A 21,859-nucleotide genomic window follows, 5' to 3' on the forward strand; every position below is an offset into this window, starting at 1 on the left:
GAAAAAACATTATGAAAACAAGAAATACATTATTTGCAAAAGGATGTATGGTGCTGGCTTCGGCTGCCCTACTGACTACCGGTTGCACGGACGACTTCCTGAAGCAAGACCCGTTGTCATTCTACAATCCTGAAAATACATATACTACAGAATCCGGTCTACAAGCCGCAATAGCCATGTGTGACTACGGATTAAAGGAGATGTTGATGGATGGAAACGGTAACGTATTACCAATGGCCTCCCTCTACTTCATGACTGATATAGGTTTATATGGAAAAACCGATGCAGGAGATATGCAAGATGACTTTGCGAATAAAATCACCCCTACTTCCGGTATGAAAGGCGGTGGTGATGAAAATGCCATGCAACGTTTTTGGAATCGTACTTGGAACAGTGTAACTTTTGCCAACACGATTATTTCCAACGTGGACAAGGTGGAAGGGTTGGATCAGACTTTGCATGACGAGTATCTTGGCCGTGCCTACTTCCACCGTGCTTATGCCTACTATCACGGTGTATTGTTGTTCGGAGATATTCCTTTGATTACAAAACTGATTGAGGTACCCAAGCAGAACTATAAGTCAACCAGCAAGGAAGCCATCTTCCAGATGCTGGTACACGATCTGGAGTTTGCAGTAGAACATGTTCCTTCTCAAAGAGATATCAACTACATCGGCACCGTCAATCAAGAGGCCTGTATGCAATTACTCATCAAATGTTACTTGGTGGTTGGCGAATATCAGAAGGCCGAACAAATGGCTACTGACCTGATTAACAACCACGGCCTAGCTTTGATGGAGGCACCCTTCGGAACCAATGTTCCTTCGGGCAATCCTGAAACTTGGCCGGTAGAGCGCAACGTTATTTGGGATCTGCACAGAGGTGTCAACATTACGGATGCTTCCAACAAGGAGATGATTATGCCTATCTTGAACTATTATGCAGAAGGCTTTATTCAATACCTCCAGATGCGTGCTATGTGTGTTCACTGGAGTAACGGTATCATCCGCGACCCGCACAACTTGGGCTCACCTACTTACAACTACTCACGCAATGACGGTAACTATGATCCTGAACTCGACTGGGTACGTGCCTTGGGACGTGGTATTGGCTGCTTCCGTACTTCCTATCACTACAACCAGACTATTTGGAACTATGACGGCGAAACAGACTGGCAAGATCTCCGCCACAACAATAAAATTGGTAACTGGGTAGAAATGACCGACCTGAAATATAACAACCCGTCATCTGCTTACTATGGCAAGAACATGATGTTGTATGCTCCGGAAGACTATCGCGATCCTGATACAGGTGAATTGCTGGTAAAGAAAGGTGACCTGCTCTGTACTGATACTATCCGTAGCTGGTATCCGACTCCTCTGTATAAGGTATATATCCTTGACCAAAGTGCAGAAGAGAACATGGGTGCTAACCAGTTCAACGGAGCGACAAAGGGTAATGCAACATCCAATGGTAATATGTATCTGTTCCGTTTGGCAGAAACTTACTTGCTCCGTGCCGAAGCTAAATTCTACCAAGGTAATGCAGCCGGTGCTGCTGAAGACGTAAATGTAATCCGTCGTCGTGCCAACGCCAAGAAAATGTTTACGACCGTCACCATCGGCGACATTGCCGACGAACGTGCCCGTGAACTTTACTTGGAAGAATGGCGCCAACCTGAGTTGACCCGTATTTCCTGGTGTCTGGCCAAGAGTGGACAACCCGACGAATGGGGTGAAACTTATAGTATCGACAATTGGGACAAACAGAGTGGAACTGACCTGAATGGTGGTAGCTATTGGTTCAAACGTACGACACGCTATAATATCTTCAACCACGGTCCTATTGTTTCAAACAAAGAATTGAACTATCAGGTTGACAAACGTAACTTGTTCTGGCCGGTACCCAACTCAGCCATTACAGCCAACACTGGTGCCCAGCTTCGTCAGAACTACGGATACGATGGCTATGATGACAGCGTATTCATGTTTACAAACTGGGAAGAAGCTGTAGCTGATGAAGAAACAGCTGAATAAAATGGGGCCTAATTTGTAAAATTGATAATGAGAGGGGTGAGGTCGTATTACCTCACCCCTCTTTCTTTAAAGCAATATTCATCATGACACGATTCTACGGTTTATTAAGTATATGCCTGTTTCTTCTTTCTGTTTCTTGTACTCAGAAAGAACCGGCCAAACCAATCCGCTCCGGTGAAATTTGGCCCGACAATCAAGGCGTGCATATCAATGCACACGGAGGCGGCATGCTCTACCACGAAGGAACTTATTACTGGTATGGAGAAAACAAATCGGACTCGACCAGTAAGGCGATGGTGGGCATTATGTGTTATTCGTCAAAAAACCTCACCGACTGGAAAAACGAAGGTGCCGTGCTGCCTGTGGAACTGAATGATACAACCAGTGACATCATACAAGGTTGCATAATGGAGCGACCGAAAGTGATCTACAACGAAAAGACGAAAAAATTCGTCATGTGGTTCCACTTGGAGCTAAAAGACAAAGGATATGCAGCCGCTCGTTCGGCCGTAGCCGTAAGTGACTTGCCGACCGGGCCATTCCAATATCTTCGTTCAGGACGTATCAACCCCGGGATTCTTCCTTTTGACATAACAGCCGACCAACGCAATATCCTTGACACGCTTCAGTTGGAACATTTCAAGGAATGGTGGACACCAGCCTGGTATGAAGCCATCGACAAAGGCCTCTTCCTGAAACGCGACCTGGAAGGCGGCCAGATGGCACGCGACATGCAACTTTTTGTAGACGACGATGGTAAAGCTTACCATATTTATTCTTCGGAAGACAACCTGACCCTACACATAGCCGAACTAAGTGAAGACTACCTGAGCCATACAGGCAAATACGTACGCCTGGCACCTGCCGGACACAACGAAGCTCCTGCCATCTTCAAGAAAGACGGCATTTATTGGATGATTACTTCGGGATGCACAGGCTGGGATCCCAACGAAGCACGCATGTTCTCAGCACCCAGTATCTGGGGACCATGGACCAAACACCCCAATCCCTGCATCGGACCGAATTCTGAACTGACTTTCGGCGGACAAAGTACATTTGTACTGAATATACCCAGTAAGAAAAACGCCTATATGTTCATGGCTGATATATGGAGACCGAAAAAACCAAGTGATGCACGCTATATCTGGTTACCTATACAGTTCAAGGACGGCATTCCCTATATCGAATGGATGGATAGCTGGACATTGGATTTCTTCAACGAATAAATCTACTATTATAAAAATCCGCCCAGTTGCAAACAACCTTCGGCGGATTTTTCTTTTTATCACTACCATAACCATTCATTGCAAGATTATTTATCCCTTTTTGAATGATTTACCTACCACGCAATCATCGTTTATTTGTAAATTTGCGCAAAATAAAAAATAACGGACATAAACATGAAAAACAAGATTATTGCTCTCATCTTGCTGCTGTCAGCTTTGACTCCGGCCTTTGCTGAGAAATTTGAAGAAAAAGATTTAACGGCCTACCTCTTTGTCTATTTCACCGGCAATCACATCAGCCAGGAAGCTGTGTGCTACGCCGTCAGCATGGACGGATATTCTTATTGGGCCCTGAACAACAACAAACCGGTTATTGACTCCAAGGTCATCAGTTCAACTGGTGGTGTACGCGATCCACACATCCTGCGTTGTGAAGACGGAAAGACTTTTTATATGGTAGTAACAGACATGGTGTCAGACAACGGATGGGACTCCAATCGTGCCATGGTATTACTGAAATCGACAGACTTGGTAAACTGGTCACACTCGGTTATCAATATGCAAAAGCGTTATAAAGGCCAAGAAAAGCTGAAACGTGTATGGGCTCCCCAAACTATTTTTGATCCCGAAGCAGGGAAATATATGGTTTATTGGTCCATGAAATATGGTGATGGTCCTGACGTTATCTATTACGCCTACGCCAACAAAGACTTTACCGACCTGGAAGGTGAACCGAAACCTCTGTTCGTTCCCGCCGATAAGAAATCATGTATCGACGGTGACATCGTATATAAAGACGGCATCTATCACCTGTTCTACAAGACAGAAGGGTATGGTAACGGCATCCGCGTAGCCACATCCAAATCACTGACTTCTGGACAATGGAAAGAAAATATGGAATATAAGCAACAAACCAAAGAAGCAGTGGAAGGTGCAGGTACTTTCAAACTAATCGGACAGGATAAATACATCCTGATGTATGACGTTTATATGAAAGGGGCCTATCAGTTTACAGAAACAACAGACTTGGAACATTTCAAAGTCATCGACCATGAGGTAAAAATGAATTTCCACCCACGCCACGGCACCATCATCCCCATCACCCGAAGCGAATTGAAGCGTATCACAGACAAATGGGGCAAGCCTGCCGAACTGGGTGAATTGCCCAATAATCCGGTTCTCCCCGGCTTCCATGCCGACCCTGAAATTGTCTATTCCAATCTGACTGGCAAATATTATATTTACTCGACAACCGACGGACATCCCGGATGGGGAGGATGGTATTATACCGCCTATTCTTCCAATAACCTGAAGGACTGGACCTATGAGGGCATTGTTCTCGACCTGAAATCCGATCAGGTTTCCTGGGCCGACGGCAACGCATGGGCACCTGCCATTGAAGAAAAGAAGACCAAAGACGGTTACCGCTACTACCTGTATTTCAGCGGTAACCCCAAAAACGGAGGTGGTAAACAGATTGGTGTCGCTACAGCCGACTCACCTACCGGTCCTTTCACAGACTTGGGATATCCAATGATTACCGAATCGCCTGTAGGCAGAGGCCAGCAGATTGACGTGGACGTATTCACCGACCCTGTATCAGGCAAGTCCTATCTCTACTGGGGTAACGGATACATGGCCGGTGCCGAACTGAACAAGGATATGGTTTCCATCAAAAAGAAAACGCTGACAGTATTGACACCCGAAGGCGGCACATTGCAAGATTATGCCTACCGTGAAGCTCCCTACGTATTCTACCGGAACGGTCTGTACTATTTCATGTGGTCAGTAGATGATACCGGTTCTCCCAACTATCACGTGGCCTATGGAACTTCTACATCTCCACTAGGCCCCATTAAAGTAGCTACCGACCCTATCGTCACTATCCAAAATCCAGAAAAGGAGATATACGGTCCGGCACACAATTCTGTCATCTGTAAGCCCGGCACGGACGAGTGGTACATTGTCTATCACCGCATCAACAAGCACTACCTTGACAAAAGCCTTTCACCTGGCACACATAGAGAAGTATGCATTGACCGCCTGGAGTTCAATGCTGACGGTACCATCAAGCGGGTGGAACTGACAAAATAAGTCTAAACAATCAACATTTAAATAGCATAAAGATATCATGAAAAGAGTAGCAAGCATTGCCCTCTCCTTCTTTTTAGCCATAAGCATGGTAGGCAGTCTGTCGTCTTGTTCGCAGAAAACGACAGGCACATTCGAGGCAGGAAAGGGCACGTTTCTCCTGAACGGAGATTCCATGGTGGTGAAAGCCGCCGAAATCCACTATCCGCGTATTCCCGAACCCTACTGGGAGCAGCGTATCGAATCGTGCAAAGCACTGGGCATGAACACAATCTGCCTCTACGTTTTCTGGAACCTGCACGAACAAGAAGAAGGCAAGTTCGACTTTACAGGCAATAAGGACATCGCCAAGTTCTGTCGCCTGGCACAAAAGCACGGCATGTACGTCATCGTACGACCGGGTCCCTATGTATGCGCCGAATGGGAAATGGGCGGTCTGCCCTGGTGGCTCCTGAAGAAACAGGATGTACAACTCCGTTCGCTCGATCCCTACTACATGGAACGTGTAGGCATCTTCATGAAGGAAGTAGGTAAGCAGCTGGCCGACCTGCAGATTACCCGCGGCGGAAACATCATCATGGTGCAAGTGGAGAACGAATTCGGCTCCTATGGTACCGACAAACCGTACGTATCGGCTATCCGCGACTTGGTGCGTGAAGCTGGCTTTACGGACGTGCCTCTCTTCCAATGCGACTGGAGCTCAAACTTCACCAACAACGCCCTGGACGACCTGCTCTGGACAGTAAACTTCGGTACCGGCGCCAATATCGAACAGCAATTCAAGAAACTGAAGGAACTCCGCCCCGAAACACCGTTGATGTGCAGTGAGTTCTGGAGCGGATGGTTCGACCACTGGGGACGCAAGCATGAGACACGCGACGCCGCCACTATGGTAAGCGGTATCAAAGACATGCTCGACCGCAACATTTCCTTCAGCCTGTACATGACCCACGGAGGTACGACCTTTGGCTGGTGGGGCGGCGCCAACAATCCGGCCTACTCGGCCATGTGCAGCTCCTACGACTACGACGCACCCATCAGCGAAGCCGGCTGGCTCACGCCGAAATACTATCAGCTGCGCGACCTGTTGCAACAATACCTGCCCGCAGGACAAACCCTGCCCGAGCCTCCCGAAGCCTTCCCAGTCATCGAGGTACCGGCCATTACAGAATGGGAAGTAGCCCCCCTGTTCGACAACCTGCCCGAACCCAAGCAGACGGGAAGTGTGAAGCCCATGGAGCAGTTCGACCAAGGCTGGGGAAGCATCCTCTACCGCACGACATTGAAGGAAGACATCGAAGGTACTCTCCACCTGGACGAGATGCACGACTGGGCACAGGTCTTTGCCGACGGCCAGCTGCTGGGACGCCTCGACCGCCGTCAAGGCGAATTCACCCTTCCACTGAAGTCGCCTCTGAAAAAGGGTACCAAACTGGACATTCTCGTGGAAGCCATGGGGCGTGTAAATTTCGATAAATCCATCCACGACCGCAAAGGTATCACCGAGAAGGTGGAAATCATTTCCGACGGACAGGCTACCGAATTGAAAGACTGGTCAGTATATAATCTGCCTCCCTTCTACGAATTCGTCAGCAACAAAAACTATCAGAAGGGACAGGCTGTAAATGGTCCCGCCTACTACCGTGCCACTTTCCACCTGGATAAGACGGGCGACACCTTCCTTGACATGCAGACATGGGGCAAGGGTATGGTTTGGGTGAACGGACATGCTATGGGCCGCTTCTGGGAAATCGGTCCCCAACAGACACTCTACATGCCCGGATGCTGGCTGAAAGAAGGTGAAAACGAAATCATCGTTCTCGACCTGAAAGGCCCTGCCGAAACAAAAGTAGTCGGCCTCGAAAAGCCTATCCTCGACATGCTCCGCACACAGGCTCCCGAAACGCATCGCAAGGACGGACAGGCCCTGAAGCTCAACGCCGAGAAACCGGCCCACAAGGGTACCTTCAAGCCAGGCAACGGCTGGCAGGAAGTGAAGTTTGCCGCCCCCGTGCAGGGACGCTACTTCTGCCTGAATGCCACGTCCAACTACGATGGAAACAACATCGCCTCCATCGCCGAATTCGACGTGCTGGATGCCAACGGCAAGCCCGTATCGCGCGAAAACTGGAAGATTGTCTATGCCGATAGCGAGGAGACACGTAGCGGCAACCGCACGGCCGACAAGATATTCGACCTGCAGGAGAGCACCTTCTGGCAGACGGTAGACAACACCGCATTCCCCCATCAGGTAGTTATTGATTTAGGTAAGGAGTACAACGTAAGTGGTTTCCGCATGCTGCCCCGCGCCGAGAAGGGTGCACCGGGCCTCATCAAAGACTATGCAATATATGTAAAGACCAACGATTTCAAATACTAATTGACTTAACTACAACTATAAACTGGAAGGGTAAGAGGATGTGCCATGCAATGCGTGACGCATCCTCTTTTTTATCCCCGCAGCACATACCCCTTCTTCATGAGCGACTCAATCTTTACCAACGGGTCGTTCTTCAACGCCTTGCGCAGGTAGGTAATCTGCACGTTCAGGGCCAGGGAGTTGGCATAGGAAGCCGCTCCCCACACGGCTTCGAGCAGGCGGTCGCGAGAGACAGCCTGATTGACATTCAGGGCCAGCAGGCGGAGGATGTCAGCCTGCCGCGAAGTGATGAGCACCTTGCTGCTGGCCGTGCGGAGCTCGTTGGTATTGTAGCTGAATACGGTGTTGCCGAAGCGGTAAGTCTCCTCCTCCACCGTCTCCTCCAGCTGGAGGGCGAAGCGCTCGCGGATGCGAGCAATGAGCTCTTCGGGGTAGAAGGGCTTGGCCAGGTAGTCGTTGGCGCGGAGGCTGAAGCCCTGCAGGCGATCGGCCTTGTCGCTGCGGTCGGAGAGGAAGAAGATGAGGACGTGCTTGTCTGCCTCGCGGATGCGGGCCGCCACTTCGAAGCCGTTCAGCCCGGGCATGTTGATGTCGAGCAGCACCAGGTCAGGCCTGACCAGGGGGAACTGCTCCACGGCCATGCGACCGTTTCCTACGTAGGTCACCTCATAACCTTCCTGCTCCAAGAAACGTTTCAGGAGCAGGGAGTATTTCAGGTCGTCGTCGGCAAAAAGAATCTTCAAGGGTTTCATAATCATCCATTCATTGAGGTATAGTGACGGTCACCGTTGTCCCCTGTCCCGGTTGGCTGCGGAGGCCGACGGTACCGCCATGCACTTCCACGAGCAGCTTCACGTAGCTCAGGCCCAGGCCGATGCCGGGTACGGAGCGGTCGGGCAGGCTGACGCTGCGGTAGAACTTGTCGAACACACGAGCCTGCTCGGCAGGCGGGATGCCGATGCCGTTGTCGGCCACCGCGAGGGTGAAGCGATGCCCGTCCAGCGTACAGGTGACGGTGATGTGGACGGAGTCGCCCGAATACTTCACGGCATTCTCCAGCAGGTTGCTCAGGATGTTGCAGAGGTGCATGGGGTCGGCCGTCACGGGAAGCGAGGGCGGGAAGTGGGTCTCGAACGTCACGAGCTTGTGGTCGGGGATGTGCAGCTGGCGGAGGGTCTTCTCGGCCATCGGGCGGAAGTCGAAGGTGCGGAGGCTGAGCGGCGTGCGTTCGTCGTCGGCCCGCGTCATGTCGCGCAGCTTCTGGAGGTAGGCCGAGAGGTTGTCCACCTCGACAATGGAATCGTCCACCACCGCGTCGGTGGCCTTCGTATCGGCACGGAGGGAGGGGTCGGACAGGTAGGCCAAGCACATCTTCAACATCTGGACGGGGCGCTTCAGTTCGTGTATCATGGTACTCACGAAGCTACGGCGCATCTCGTCCACCCGCCGCTGCTTCAGGATGGTCTTGATCTGGAAGAACAGGCAGACGGCCAGCAAGGCTATCATCAGCAGGCTGCCCGCCAACTGGCCGCCCATGCGAAGCAGCAGCATGTGGCAGGGAATTCGGACATCGACTTCGACCAACTGGCGCTTCAAGGGGTTGTAGGGATAGACCACCTGCGCCAGTGGCCGGAAGAGGGAACCACCAGAGTGCAGGGTGGCTTCCCACTGGTAGAGGCTGTCGGCGGCGGTGGTAGTCAGGCGGGTGCTGAAGGTGACGTCCGGCAGGGTGGCGGCTACGATGGAGTCGAACGGATGGAGGTCGAACGGATGGGACAACTCCAGACGCATCAGGTCGGCCAGATACATCATGTTGAGGCGTTCGAACTGCCGCTTGTCGCCCATCAGAACGACCGAATCGATACAGAGCACAGTACTGTCGGCCAGCAGGCGGGAGACATTCACGCCTGCCGCCCCTGTCTGTGCCGGGGTGAAGTCCGTCAGCGTGTCCTGCGTCTCCGCTCCCAGGCGCTGCACCAAGTAGATGCGCGTGCTCTCCTGCCCCGTCAGCGAGTCGGTACGGTTGTCCCAGTTGACGTTGGTGTTGTACCACTGCACGGCCTTCTGTTCGCCCAGGGGGCGGGGCTCCTGCCAGCGCAGGGTGTTGTAGCTCACCACGGCTTCGGACACCTGCCGCAGCACTTCGCGTCCGTAGGCCTCGTTGGTATATTGATAGTGGCTCCACAACCAGTAGCCCTGCCCCGCCCCGATGAGGAGCATGGAGGTCAGGGAGAGCAGCCAGATAATCTTGATGCGTCGTTCCATCGTTCACTTGTTTTTCCGCAGGCAAAGATAAGCCTTTCGCCCGTATACGAGGTTCGCGCGAGGCCGATATTTCCGCCGCCGTAATATTTCCGTAATAACTTCCTGCGCCCGCTTCCGCCCCTTCCGCCTATCTTCGTGGCAGGAAAACGAACCGAATGTTTCACCACCAAACCATTACAGACATGAAAACCAGACACATTCTTCTCCTCGCCCTGAGCCTCGCCGCCACGGCTGCCCAGGCACAGATGAACATCAAGATTTCCACGGGACAAACCTTTCGGAAAGACACCATCGACCACAAGGTGCTGACCGTACAATACGGGCTGAATGCCCTGACCGACCTCAGCAAGCCCGACGCACGGATGCAGGAGACCCTGCGGCTGGACATCGGACGGCAGGCATCACGCTTCTACAGTTACACGGCCTTCGTGGCCGACTCCGTACTGGCCGCCGACATGGCCAACGGCGCTTCCTCCGAGCTGATAGCCCAGCACGCCAACCAATATCAGAGCCAGTGGAGCGAACAGACCTTCAAGAACTATCCCGCCGGGCGGGTGACGACGCTGGACGAGCTGGCGGGCGACATCTGCCGCCTGCGTTGCGAGGAACCTGCGGAGAAGCCCCGATGGACGCTAACGCAGGACACGCTGACCCTGCTGGGCTACCGCTGTACACGTGCCACGACCCAGTTCAAGGGGCGGCAATGGTCGGCCTGGTACACGACGGACATCCCCGTGAGCGAAGGCCCGTGGAAGATCTGCGGCCTGCCGGGCCTGATCCTGAAGGCCGAAGACGACGAGGGCCACTACCGCTTTACGGCGGACGGCCTGGAGCAGAGCCACGGCACGGAGCCCATCCTCTTCGGCGGCAAGGACTACCAGCCCGTCGACCGCAAGCAGTACGACAAGATGCAGAAACGCTTTGCCGCCGACCCCGTGGGCTTCATCACCGGCATCATGCCCAACGTAAAGATTACCGTCCGGGACAATCACGGCAACAAGACCAAGAACCCCAAGGACACGCCCTACAATCCCATCGAACGGTAAAGGCGGACATCTTTCCGCCCCACGTACAGGGAAGCATCCGTTCAAAGGCTTTGAACTACCAGTTTAAAGGCGGTAAACTAATGGTTTAAAAGCAGTAAACTACCAGTTTAAAAGCGATAAACTGACAGTTTAAAAGCTTTAAACCGATTATAAACTCCGTTTGAACGGACACTCTCCTTGTACAATACTCCCATCATCGTATTTTCCTATTCTTTCCACTTTCTGCCTATGCCGACCCGATATCTCCTTCTTCTCTGCCTGGAAGGCTTTCTCCTGCCCTCACTTCATGCACAAAACGTGCTCCAAGGCCGCGTGACCGACGCCGAAACCTCCCGCCCGCTCGAGGCGGTGATGGTGAGCGTGCTGCGCGACAGCATGACCATCGACTACACCCTGACCGACGCCGACGGGCGCTACTCCCTGCCCTGGCGCCATAAAGGCACCCTGCAGGTCAGCGCCTCAATGCTGGGCTACGGACGGCAGACGCACGACGTCGGCAAAGGCGGCCGGCTGGACTTCGCCCTGCGCACCGAGAGCATCGTGCTCCGCGAGGTAGAGATACGGCCAGGACGCATCAGCAGCCGGCGCGACACCGTGCGCTACAACCTGGCCGACTTCATCACGGAGAAGGACACCCACGTCCGTGATGTGCTGAAGCGCCTGCCGGGCATCGACGTCAAGGAGAACGGCACCGTGACCTACAAAGGCAAGCCCATCGACCACTTCCTCGTAGAGGGCATGGACGTGACGGGCGGACGCTACAACCAAGTGAACAACAACCTGGACGCACGGGCGGTGAAGTCGGCCGAGCTGATGGAGAACTACCAGTCCGTCCGTGCCCTGAAGGGGAAGATTGACTCCGAACAGGTGGCCCTGAACCTGCGGCTGGACGAGAAGGCGCGCGACCAGTGGTTCCCCTACCTCGAAGCAGGCGGCGGACTGACCGAAGACACCGACGGACACCCCGCACCCCTGTGGGAAGGTACCCTGAGCGCCCTGCAACTGGGACGCGGACGGCAGAGCATCTTCGCCCTGAAGACCAACAACACGGGGCGTGACCTGAGCAACGAACAAACCCTCCTGGCCACTAATGTACCCGAAGCTGCCACACTCCCCTCCCTGCTCGACCTGCCGGCCTTCAGCGCTCCGCTGGACACCCGCCGCACGTTGTTCAACGAGACTTGGACGGCCAACGCTAACCGCATGTACCGCCGCAACGACGAACGCACCCTGCGCATACAGGCCGACTATACCCACGACTTCGTCCACCAGGAGCGGGGCAACACGCAGACTTACTACCAGGCAACCGATACCGTCAACCTCTCGGAAGAGGCCGACTACCGCCTCCGAACCGACGCCCTGCACGCGGCCCTGGCCTACGAGGACAACAGCCCGACGCACTACCTGACCGAACGCCTAGAGCTCGACGCCGCCTGCAACCACAGCCACGCCTCCCAGCTGGGACAGAACATAGAGACCTCCACCCTACAGGCCCGCAACTACCTGAACTACCTGAGGAACTGCGGCGAGCGGACGTGGGAGGCTACCTCGGATATCCAGTTCTCCCTGCTACCTTCCGCCCTGACCCTGCCCACGGAGCGCGACGACTACGCCCAGCGGAGTCTCCACACCCGCCATACGGCCAGCTACCTGCGCAAGCGCAACGGCTTCAGCCGCCGCCTGGAGGCAGGCCTCACGGCCGAGTGGGCCCGCTACCGGCTGGAGTCGCCCGCCACCGTCCGCACCTACGACGCCTCGCACCTCGGCGCCGACCTGACGCCCCAGCTCCAATGGGAAGGCGGACGGTTGTTCGCCTCGGTGGAGGTGCCTGTCGAATGGACGCACTACCTCGGGGCACAACAATCGTACCTGCTCTACCATCCGACCCTCTACCTGCGCTACCAGCACGACTATCACTGGAAATTCTCTCTTTATGGCGGCCTCGACCGGCAGGCGGGGCAGGCACTCGACCTCTGCCCCTACCTGCGCCGCACCGACTACCGCACGCTGACCTCTACCGCCGGCCTGATGCCCCTCAGCACCACCGTCACGGGGCAGCTCTACGCCGAATATAAAAACACGGTAACCGAATTTTTCGCTACGCTGACCCTGACCTACAGCCACGGCCGACATGCCACGATGGACGAGCAATACCTCTCGGAAGACACCCTATCCCTGACGCGACGCGCCCTGAAGAACCAAACGGACACCTGGACACTGAAAACCTCCCTCTCCAAAGGCATCTTTGACTGGCGGCTCAAGGCCTCGCTCGACCTGCAACTGACGCGCCACTATGGCCACCAGCTAACGCGCACCGACGCGTCGCCCGCCCTGCTACAGGACTATCGCTACGACCTCCTCACGGCCGAGCCCAAGCTCAACTGGTCGCCCCTGACGTGGCTGGAGGCCGACTATCACGCCACCCTGTCGTACAACGCCACCCGCATCGGGAGCGACACACACCTCCCTCCCCTGCTGAACCTGACACAACGCCTGCGGCTCATCCTGACCATCGGGCGGATAGACGTACAACTGAGCGGCGAGCACTACCGCAACGCCCTGGCCGACGGCACTCACCTGAACACCCTCCTGGCCGATGCCTCGCTCACGTGGAAGCACGACCGCTGGCGGGTAGAGGCCCACCTCAACAACCTGTTCAACAAAAAGACTTATGCCTACACCACGTACACGGCCACACAGAGCCGCACCGACTGGCTTCGCATCCGGCCCCGCGAACTGTCCGTCAAAGTGGGATATCAGTTCTGAAAAGAAGAAATCTATACGAAAGCATACACCAACATGCCTACAACCGTGAGACCACCCACAGCCACCGGCACCCACAGATGCATCGGACGTTCGAGACGCTCGTACTTACCATATTTCTGGAAAAGCCAATAACAAAGACTGGCGCTCGCAAAGCCAAGTAAAGCCCCTGCCAACAAATCACCCGGATAGTGAACGCCAAGGTAAGCCCGCGAGTAACACGTCACCACTGCCCATCCGAAAATAAACGTTGAGAGCAGCCGATTACGGAAAAGATAAAAGACAAAAAAGGCAAGACCAAAGGTGTTGGCAGCATGACACGAAGGGAAACCATAACGTCCGCTGCGGTAACCATTAACGATGTGTACCATCTCCGAAATTGGATTATCCAAATTGGATGGACGCAGTCGTTCTGCTATGGGACGGATAAGCGAGGCGCCTATCTGATCAGCCAAAACAATAGTGAATGCGATGGCTACGGCACAACCCAAAGCTACCTGCCAGCGCAGGTTGCGTACAATGACGTAAAGCAACGAAGCATAAAGTGGTATCCACACTACCTTGCCACTAAAGGCATACATAAACGTGTCCGCCCAAGGGGCATGCCATCCGTTGATGGCGAGAAGGCAGGCATTGTCCGCCTCAATCAACTGTGATAAAAAGTCTGTCAACATAGTTTCATTCTATTTGCGATGAGCCGCTTCGTGCCGGCTCGATGTAAGAATTGCGATCTTTTTCCTCTATCCTGAAAACGAGTCAGTTACGTTTCAGGTAAAGATGGTCTGTAATAGTGATTGGCAGCTCACCTGCATAGTGAGTCACCATAATCAAAGTTTTGTCATTGCGACGACAAAAGGCTTCGATTACGGCTTTTACCCGACGACGGTTATACGTATCGAGTCCATGCAGGGGCTCATCCAATATCAATAGCTCAGGATCCTTGACAAAAGCGCGCGCCAACAACGCCAGACGTTGCTCGCCACTGCTCAGCTGCAGGAAGGGTTTATCGCGTAGGGCGCCGATGCCAAAGATATCCATCCACCACTCACACACCGCCATCTCCTCTTCATGTGGACGCTTGTAAAGACCAATACTGTCGTGCAGACCGCTGGCCACAATCTCTACGGCCGGCAGGTTCTTCAGGTAGGCACGATGCATCTCGGGACTGACGTAGCCAATGTGCTTCTTTATCTCCCAGATACTCTCACCTGTACCCCGTTTACGGCCAAACAAACTGATATCGCAAGCGTAAGACTGTGGATTGTCGGCACAAATAAGACTCAGCAAAGTGGACTTGCCCGCTCCGTTCTCGCCGCTCAAAGCCCACTTCTCACCGCGCTTCACGATCCAATCGAGCTCCTTCAGAATGGTGCGATCACCATAGCGGATACTAACATGGTTGAGCCGTACCACTTCGGAAGAAGTAAAGTTCGTATGTGTATAAGGAAGAGCTAAAATGCGCTGCTGCAAAGCTTCAAGCCGTTGGCGCTCATCAGCACTCTGTGCTTCATCGAGCTTGCGATAGGCATCCAAATAGTCGACACGCCTCATCTTCTCACCAACCCGCATACCATTCACTGGTATCACATGGGTGATAAAAGGAGGTATGTCGTCGAGCATCGAAAGCACCAGCACCAACTGGAGCGAACGCATATCGGCAATGCGCATCAGAAGGTCGTTCAATAAATCGCGCGTAGCTGCATCAAGACCGATGAAGGGATTGTCCATCACCAAGATGCGGGGAGCAGTCAGCAGGGCTTTGGCCAACTGGAACTTACGTAGCTCACCGCTACTAAGCAAAATGATCTTCTTGTCAAGTAAAGGTTCGATGCCAAACAACTCGAACAACCGGCGACGGTATTCTTCGTTCTTTACCTCGCCCAACTGTTGGCGCACGGTAGGAGCTTCGTCCTGGTCGTGGGCGTTCCATCGTTGCTGATAATAGTAATTGGCATCGGCACTGCCATAGGTATCGCGAAATGCGATGTAGCGAATATTTTCGTATGCTGAAAGTGAAGAAGAAGGACGAAAGTCATAGGTCAAAGAGCCCTCTCGCAACGGATATTTCCCGATCAGCGTATCCACCAGCAGAGTCTTACCTGCCCCATTGGGTCCCACAATGGCGATATGTTCGCCTGCTCCGAAGGCCACATCGGCAGGCGCATCCAGCCTTACCAGCGGGTTACGTACCACCCCCTTCATCAGACAGATTGTTTGTTGTTCACTCATTTCTGTGTCACCTTGTTTCATTTCAACGGCGAAGATACAACATTTTTCATATACCCCCACTAAATCAGCATGAGTTTCCAACGAAGTGCTTTCTCACCCTCTGACGAAGTGCTTCGTTAGGGGCTCAGGAAGTGCTTCGTCACCACCTCATGAAGCACCGTGTCAGACCGCCAGAAAGCACCGTGTCAGGATGCCTGCCGACGGACGATGACATTTCCACGCCTTACGACCACAGACCCGCCTCAAAACGTTATAAGCCCTTTAACTTCAGCACCAATGAGTCGCATACCTGACTGAAAGCAGCACGGTTGGCTTCACTGATAGGCTTCTTGGGTTGGGACTTGATGGTTAGCGGATTGATAGGACGGCCGTTTTCATAGACACGGAAATCAAGATGAGGACCTGTGGAAAGTCCCGTAGAGCCGACGTAGCCAATGATCTCCTTCTGTTTTACCGTAGATCCCACCTTCAAACCTTTGGCAAAACGAGACAAGTGCATGTAAGTCGTAGTATATGTACCATTATGCTTGATTTTCACATAATTTCCACCACCATTCGCCTGATAGGCTTTGGCGATGACCTTACCGCTTCCGATGGCATAAACAGGCGTACCCGCTGGAGCAGCATAATCCACACCATGATGGGCACGATAACGTTTCAGCACCGGATGATAGCGGCTGTTGGTAAAACGCGAAGAAATGCGGTAAAAATCGAGCGGAGCTTTCAGAAAAGCCCCCTCGAGGCTGTTACCGCGCTCGTTGTAATAAAGCTCTTCACCATCCTGAACGAAAGGAATGGCATAATACGTACTGTCTGAAGCCCGGAAAGAAGCAGCCAAAATGTGGAAGTTATCAAGCGCTTTGCCGTCCACAAATTCCTGCTCGTAGATGACACGGAACTCGTCCTGCTTCTGCAAGCCGAAGAAGTCGATGGTCCACCCAAAAATGTGAGACAAGACAATGGCCAGCTGGGGAGACGCCTCGCAACGCTGCATGGCCACCCATAGCGACGACTCGACCTGTCCCTTAACCGTCTGTGTGCGCCACTCGGCGGGATTTTGCCCACGACTGACAGCCAAGTCACCACGCAAATCGAAAACGATGTACGATTTAGGATCTTCTTCATAAACGAAAAAACGAGGAGGAGCCAGACTGTCATGCTTGCTGAAGAACAAGGCATAGGCTTGCCCACTACGAATACGACGAACGTCGAACACTCCACGAGCCTTCTCGCCCAGATGATGTACCGTACCCGTAGATACGCCATGCTCACCTAAGATGGAACCGAGGTTCTGGCGTGGCTGCACAATGCCATACTGCACCCGATAGCGGTCGGCCGGAATGCCATATTCGTAGACCATTTCCTGCACTTCAGCCGAGTCGGTAACGGCCACTTCGTCAAGGTCTCCTTCTCCCTCGCGATAGGTAGGAAGGAAAAGCAAAGCTGTCGCCACTGCCACAAACACGGGCAGGGCGACCAGCCAAAGTTTCTTGTTACTGAACTTGAACACTTCTTTTAATTGAAAATTGAGCGTGAATAATTGAATATCATTTCCAGGCGATAAGGGCCGATTGGGCAGGCACTGTCAGTTCGGTACCCGACACTTTGGCCAAACCGCCTTCATTAATAAATCCATCCTTGCACACTACAGTATAATTACCCTGAGGCACAGTCACACGTGCTGGCTCGCGACGCGAATTGAGCACAACAACAATATCTTCCCACTTGTCACCTCCTGCATGTTCCTTCAGGCGCCATGCCACTACATTCGTGCCCTCAACAGGCAAGAACTCCAAATGACGGCGCACGAGATCGGCATCTCCCAAACGGAAAGCCGGATGGTTCTTGCGCAACTGTATCAGCCCCTTGTAGTAAGCAAAGACGTCGGCATGCAGAGCCTTGCGGCTCCAGTCGATAGCGTTGATAGAATCAGGGCTCTGGTAGCTGTTATGCACCCCCTTCTTATCGCGCATCACCTCCTCGCCGGCATAAATGAAAGGAATACCCTGCGAAGTGAAGACTGCTGTCTGGGCCAACTTATCGAGGCGTGCCAGTTCATCGTCCTTAATGCCAGAAATGCTGGCACGCAGGCGGTCGACGAGGCACATGTCATCATGACAGGACACATAACTGATCATCTGCGTAGGCTCGGCCGCCCAAGGAGCCTGACTGTAGTTAACAGAGTCGTTACATACCTGTGGATGCTGCACAGCACCTACAATGCCGAACTTAATACTCTCCTCACCGCCCGGCAGACCTGCCAGAAAAGCTCCCTGCTTGTTATCATTGAAGGGACCACGAAGAGCGTCACGCATCTCGTCACTGAAGGCAGCAATGCCCGGCATACGATGCGTATTAGCCTTCATAGCCAACGAGTCTTGAGGAAGCTGGGGAGCCTGGGCAGCCCATCCCTCTCCGTAGACAACGATGGAAGGATCAACAGCTGTCAATGCAGCACGTATTTCGTTCATGGTCTTTATGTCGTGAATACCCATAAGATCAAATCGGAAACCGTCTATGTGGTATTCGTTCACCCAGTGTAGCACAGATTCAATCATATATTTACGCATCATGGGGCGATCACTGGCCGTCTCGTTTCCACAGGCAGAAGCATCTGCATACGTACCGTCGGGCTTCTGACGATAGAAGTATCCGGGAGCCGTACGTTCGAAATTACTGCCGGCAATATTGAAAGTATGGTTATACACAACATCGAGAATGACACGGATACCAGCCTTGTGGAGTGCCTGCACCATCTGCTTGAACTCACGAATACGCGTAGCAGGGTCATAAGGATCGGTAGAGTAAGAACCATCAGGAACATTATAATTTTGAGGGTCATACCCCCAGTTGTATTGATTCTCGCTCAGTTTTGTTTCGTCCACAGAAGCATAGTCATAGGAAGGCAGCAAATGAACATGAGTCACTCCCAATTCCTTCAAGTGATCGATACCCGTAGCCAGTCCTTCGGGAGAACGGGTCCCTTCTTCAGTCATAGCCAAAAACTTTCCCTTATGCTCAATACCCGATGCTGGCGAAACGGAAAAATCACGATGATGCATCTCATAAATTACAATATCGGCAAAAGACTGAAGTGGCGGACGGCGGTCCTCAGCCCAGCCCTCCGGATCGGTAGCCTTCATGTCAATGATGGCAGCACGCTTACCATTCACACCAACAGCCTTAGCATTAATACCCGGCGTATCTCCCAACCATTGATCATCGATTTTTATATTAAAGGTATAGAACTTACCCATCAGGTCCTCTTTTACCGTAGCGTGCCAAACACCTTCTTCGCCCGCTTCCATACTGACAGTTGTGTAGGCATGGCCACCTTCACCAGCCTCATACAGCATGAGACGTACTTCGTCTGCTGTAGGTGCCCATACGGAAAAATGTGTAGCTTCAGAAGTGTACTCCATCTCTGTCAAGCTGCCCGAACGTACGGGATAAAGTTCATAGGAGGCATATTCGTTCTTCACGGATGTGCAACCGGCAGCCGTCGCCACCGCTACACCGACAATGACTAAATCGTTCATTTTCATGGCTTCCATCTTCTATATTTATATATACTGTTTTTAAAATTAAAATCTACTATCCACCCTTTACCTTATCAGGATTCTTGGCGATGAAGTCCTTCCACCCATGATAGGCTTTATCTACCATAGGACGCCCCATCTGCAAGTAATGACAGTAGGCAGCTGCCATAGCATCCGTAGCATCCATAAAAGCAGGCATCTGACTTTTGTCGAAACGAAGCATACGCTGCAACATGTCGGCTACCTGTTCTTTCGAGGCCTGCCCATTGCCCGTAATAGCCATCTTAATCTTAAGAGGAGCATATTCGGTAATAGGAATGTCACGACTCAGGGCAGCAGCCATAGCAACTCCCTGTGCACGCCCCAATTTAAGCATGGACTGGACGTTTTTGCCGAAAAAGGGCGCCTCAATAGCTAATTCATCAGGCAGATAACTTTCAATTATTCCCAATACCCGTTGATGAATGTGCTTTAGTTTAAGATAAGTATCGCCTACACGTCGCAAATCGATAACCCCCATAGCTACCATTTCAGGTTTGGTGCCCATAACACGCAACACTCCGTAGCCCATAATATTAGTACCCGGATCGATACCCAAAATAACCTTTTCCTTGACTGGTACTATCACTCTACCTCCTCCATCAACGTCGGGAATCCTACTACTTTGTCCTTGAATATGCGAAGCATCTCTTCATTAAGTTTCACTCCCTGTTCGCGATGCCAGTGATGAAGTAAGGCTGAGCTCTCCACCTCGAATTGAACAGAATAGCAGGTACTTCCTTCCTCACGATGACTAAGGATACGCAGGATACGCGGTGAACGCAGCGTGCCTTCTTTTTCCACTTCGGGCAGATAGAATTCCCTCATCCAAATAAGGAAATATTTCTCCTGTCCATCCTCTACATGATACGTCGTATTATAGACCAACATAATTTTTTCGCTATTTTTTCTGCAAACATAACAATTATTTCAGAAATATGCATTATCTTTGCGCCATCAAAACGAAAGTAACGTTGCAAACGTTTACATTTTGGGGTATTAGCTCATCTGGCTAGAGCGCGACACTGGCAGTGTCGAGGTGAGCGGTTCGAGTCCGCTATGCTCCACACAAAGTCCTTGAAAACGGAAGTTTCAAGGACTTTTTTCGTATCTTTCTGGCACATAACGGAACGATGTGACAAGAAAGTTGTATCTTTGCAACATTTTCAAACCAAGACGAAATTCAAAAAGACAACAACGATATGATAGCTAAAATTAACGAGCTTCTGCAGGAAGTGGAAGCACTGACGGCCTCCAATGCCGAAGAACTGGAGGCGCTCCGCATTAAATACCTCAGCAAGAAGGGTGCCATCAACGAACTGATGGCCGACTTCCGCAGCGTGCCCGCCGAACAGAAAAAGGAAGTGGGCATGAAGCTGAACGAACTCAAGAACAAGGCACAGGAGAAAATCAACACCCTGAAGGAGCAGTTCGAAAGCCTGGACACGGGTTGCGACGACCTCGACCTGACACGTACCGCCTACCCCATCGGGTTGGGCACACGCCACCCCTTGTCCATCGTCAAGAACGAAATCATCGACATCTTTGCCCGCATGGGCTTCAGCATCGCCGACGGGCCCGAGGTGGAGGACGACCTGCACGTATATACCAAACTGAACTTTGCCGCCGACCATCCGGCACGCGACATGCAGGACACCTTCTTCGTCAATGTGAACCCCGGCGACGTGACCAAGAACATCATCCTGCGCTCGCACACCAGCTCCGTACAGGTACGTACCATGGAGCATGCCGAACCGCCCATCCGCATCATCTGCCCGGGACGCGTGTACCGCAACGAGGCCATCAGCTACCGTGCACACTGTTTCTTCCACCAGGTAGAGGCTTTGTATATCGACAAGAACGTGTCGTTCACCGACCTGAAGCAGGTATTGCTGCTCTTCGCCCAGGAGATGTTCGGCAGCGAAACGAAGATACGTCTGCGTCCGTCGTACTTCCCCTTCACGGAACCCAGTGCCGAGATGGACATCAGCTGTAACATCTGCGGAGGCAAGGGATGCCCCTTCTGCAAAGGCACCGGCTGGGTGGAAATCCTAGGTTGCGGCATGGTGGACCCCAACGTACTCGAGGCTTGCGGCATAGACAGCAAGGTTTATTCCGGCTACGCCCTGGGTATGGGCATCGAGCGCATCACCAACCTGAAGTATCAGGTGAAGGACCTGCGCATGTTCTCTGAAAACGATACCCGCTTCCTGAAGGAATTCGAAGCGGCACGATAAAGTTCAAC

At 52.6% G+C, this 21,859-nt stretch carries 15 protein-coding genes and 1 tRNA gene; 8 read left to right on the plus strand and 8 right to left on the minus strand.

Annotation, left to right across the window (positions count from 1 at the left end):
* Positions 1–11: 11 nt before the first annotated feature.
* The 4 genes from HF894_RS08080 (at position 12) to HF894_RS08095 (ending at position 7,733) form a co-directional block, all read left to right on the plus strand.
* Complete coding sequence (locus HF894_RS08080) at positions 12–2,036, plus strand: RagB/SusD family nutrient uptake outer membrane protein (protein ID WP_204971589.1); 2,025 nt, start codon at positions 12–14, stop codon at positions 2,034–2,036.
* Positions 2,037–2,119: 83 nt separating this feature from the next.
* Positions 2,120–3,262, plus strand: a complete 1,143-nt coding sequence (locus HF894_RS08085) for a glycoside hydrolase family 43 protein (RefSeq protein ID WP_204971590.1) — start codon at positions 2,120–2,122, stop codon at positions 3,260–3,262.
* Positions 3,263–3,436: 174 nt separating this feature from the next.
* Positions 3,437–5,356 (plus strand): family 43 glycosylhydrolase, encoded by a 1,920-nt coding sequence (locus tag HF894_RS08090; protein WP_204971591.1) that lies wholly within the window; start codon positions 3,437–3,439, stop codon positions 5,354–5,356.
* An 85-nt stretch (positions 5,357–5,441) separates the two neighbouring features.
* Positions 5,442–7,733, plus strand: a complete 2,292-nt coding sequence (locus HF894_RS08095) for a beta-galactosidase (protein WP_394369834.1) — start codon at positions 5,442–5,444, stop codon at positions 7,731–7,733.
* Positions 7,734–7,804: 71 nt separating this feature from the next.
* Here HF894_RS08095 and HF894_RS08100 read toward each other — a convergent pair whose 3' ends face one another.
* Both HF894_RS08100 and HF894_RS08105 read right to left on the minus strand, forming a co-directional pair.
* Entirely contained in the window at positions 7,805–8,485 is a 681-nt protein-coding gene (locus tag HF894_RS08100) for a response regulator transcription factor (protein WP_021847495.1), read from the minus strand.
* A 10-nt stretch (positions 8,486–8,495) separates the two neighbouring features.
* Positions 8,496–9,998, minus strand: coding sequence for a sensor histidine kinase (locus tag HF894_RS08105; RefSeq protein ID WP_204971593.1), 1,503 nt, complete (start codon positions 9,996–9,998; stop codon positions 8,496–8,498).
* 182 nt (positions 9,999–10,180) lie between these two features.
* Between HF894_RS08105 and HF894_RS08110 the strand changes: the two genes are divergently transcribed.
* On the plus strand, positions 10,181–11,044 hold the full coding sequence (locus HF894_RS08110) for a GLPGLI family protein (protein ID WP_204971594.1): 864 nt from the start codon (positions 10,181–10,183) through the stop codon (positions 11,042–11,044).
* Between the two features lie 228 nt (positions 11,045–11,272).
* On the plus strand, positions 11,273–13,810 hold the full coding sequence (locus HF894_RS08115) for a TonB-dependent receptor (RefSeq protein ID WP_204971622.1): 2,538 nt from the start codon (positions 11,273–11,275) through the stop codon (positions 13,808–13,810).
* An 11-nt stretch (positions 13,811–13,821) separates the two neighbouring features.
* Here the strand turns inward: HF894_RS08115 and HF894_RS08120 are convergent, their stop codons facing one another.
* The 6 genes from HF894_RS08120 to HF894_RS08145 form a co-directional block, all read right to left on the minus strand.
* Positions 13,822–14,481 carry a phosphatase PAP2 family protein gene (locus HF894_RS08120; protein ID WP_204971595.1) on the minus strand — a complete coding sequence of 220 codons (660 nt, stop codon included), beginning with the start codon at positions 14,479–14,481 and terminating at the stop codon, positions 13,822–13,824.
* A gap of 82 nt (positions 14,482–14,563) precedes the next feature.
* A complete protein-coding gene (locus HF894_RS08125) occupies positions 14,564–16,036 on the minus strand; it encodes an ATP-binding cassette domain-containing protein (RefSeq protein WP_204971596.1) in 1,473 nt (490 codons plus the stop codon).
* A gap of 250 nt (positions 16,037–16,286) precedes the next feature.
* Complete coding sequence (locus HF894_RS08130) at positions 16,287–17,546, minus strand: peptidoglycan DD-metalloendopeptidase family protein (RefSeq protein WP_234984025.1); 1,260 nt, start codon at positions 17,544–17,546, stop codon at positions 16,287–16,289.
* Positions 17,547–17,583: 37 nt separating this feature from the next.
* The gene (gene pulA / locus HF894_RS08135) at positions 17,584–19,581 is read right to left on the minus strand and encodes a type I pullulanase (protein ID WP_204971623.1); all 1,998 of its coding nucleotides are present in this window, start codon (positions 19,579–19,581) and stop codon (positions 17,584–17,586) included.
* A gap of 49 nt (positions 19,582–19,630) precedes the next feature.
* Complete coding sequence (gene ruvC, locus HF894_RS08140) at positions 19,631–20,203, minus strand: crossover junction endodeoxyribonuclease RuvC (RefSeq protein WP_021848544.1); 573 nt, start codon at positions 20,201–20,203, stop codon at positions 19,631–19,633.
* On the minus strand, positions 20,200–20,505 hold the full coding sequence (locus HF894_RS08145) for a DUF4286 family protein (protein ID WP_204971597.1): 306 nt from the start codon (positions 20,503–20,505) through the stop codon (positions 20,200–20,202). The genes ruvC and HF894_RS08145 overlap by 4 nt, the downstream gene beginning before the upstream one ends.
* A gap of 102 nt (positions 20,506–20,607) precedes the next feature.
* On the opposite strand from HF894_RS08145, the gene HF894_RS08150 reads away from it, so the two are divergent.
* Positions 20,608–20,681, plus strand: a tRNA-Ala gene (locus tag HF894_RS08150).
* A gap of 135 nt (positions 20,682–20,816) precedes the next feature.
* Complete coding sequence (pheS, locus tag HF894_RS08155) at positions 20,817–21,851, plus strand: phenylalanine--tRNA ligase subunit alpha (RefSeq protein ID WP_204971598.1); 1,035 nt, start codon at positions 20,817–20,819, stop codon at positions 21,849–21,851.
* The last annotated feature ends 8 nt before the right edge of the window (positions 21,852–21,859 follow it).

The sequence above is a fragment of the Caecibacteroides pullorum genome, from assembly GCF_019239235.1.
Classification (GTDB): Bacteria; Bacteroidota; Bacteroidia; order Bacteroidales; family Bacteroidaceae; genus Bacteroides; species Bacteroides pullorum.

Bases quoted from the DNA above. Each gene is read 5' to 3' on its own strand.
- HF894_RS08105 (WP_204971593.1), bottom strand. From the start codon at position 9,998: ATGGAACGACGCATCAAGATTATCTGGCTGCTCTCCCTGACCTCCATG.
- HF894_RS08145 (WP_204971597.1), bottom strand. From the start codon at position 20,505: ATGTTGGTCTATAATACGACGTATCATGTAGAGGATGGACAGGAGAAA.
- HF894_RS08085 (WP_204971590.1), top strand. From the start codon at position 2,120: ATGACACGATTCTACGGTTTATTAAGTATATGCCTGTTTCTTCTTTCT.
- HF894_RS08110 (WP_204971594.1), top strand. From the start codon at position 10,181: ATGAAAACCAGACACATTCTTCTCCTCGCCCTGAGCCTCGCCGCCACG.
- HF894_RS08120 (WP_204971595.1), bottom strand. From the start codon at position 14,481: ATGTTGACAGACTTTTTATCACAGTTGATTGAGGCGGACAATGCCTGC.
- pheS (WP_204971598.1), top strand. From the start codon at position 20,817: ATGATAGCTAAAATTAACGAGCTTCTGCAGGAAGTGGAAGCACTGACG.
- HF894_RS08115 (WP_204971622.1), top strand. From the start codon at position 11,273: ATGCCGACCCGATATCTCCTTCTTCTCTGCCTGGAAGGCTTTCTCCTG.
- HF894_RS08125 (WP_204971596.1), bottom strand. From the start codon at position 16,036: ATGAGTGAACAACAAACAATCTGTCTGATGAAGGGGGTGGTACGTAAC.
- HF894_RS08090 (WP_204971591.1), top strand. From the start codon at position 3,437: ATGAAAAACAAGATTATTGCTCTCATCTTGCTGCTGTCAGCTTTGACT.
- HF894_RS08080 (WP_204971589.1), top strand. From the start codon at position 12: ATGAAAACAAGAAATACATTATTTGCAAAAGGATGTATGGTGCTGGCT.
- pulA (WP_204971623.1), bottom strand. From the start codon at position 19,581: ATGAAAATGAACGATTTAGTCATTGTCGGTGTAGCGGTGGCGACGGCT.
- HF894_RS08095 (WP_394369834.1), top strand. From the start codon at position 5,442: ATGGTAGGCAGTCTGTCGTCTTGTTCGCAGAAAACGACAGGCACATTC.
- HF894_RS08100 (WP_021847495.1), bottom strand. From the start codon at position 8,485: ATGAAACCCTTGAAGATTCTTTTTGCCGACGACGACCTGAAATACTCC.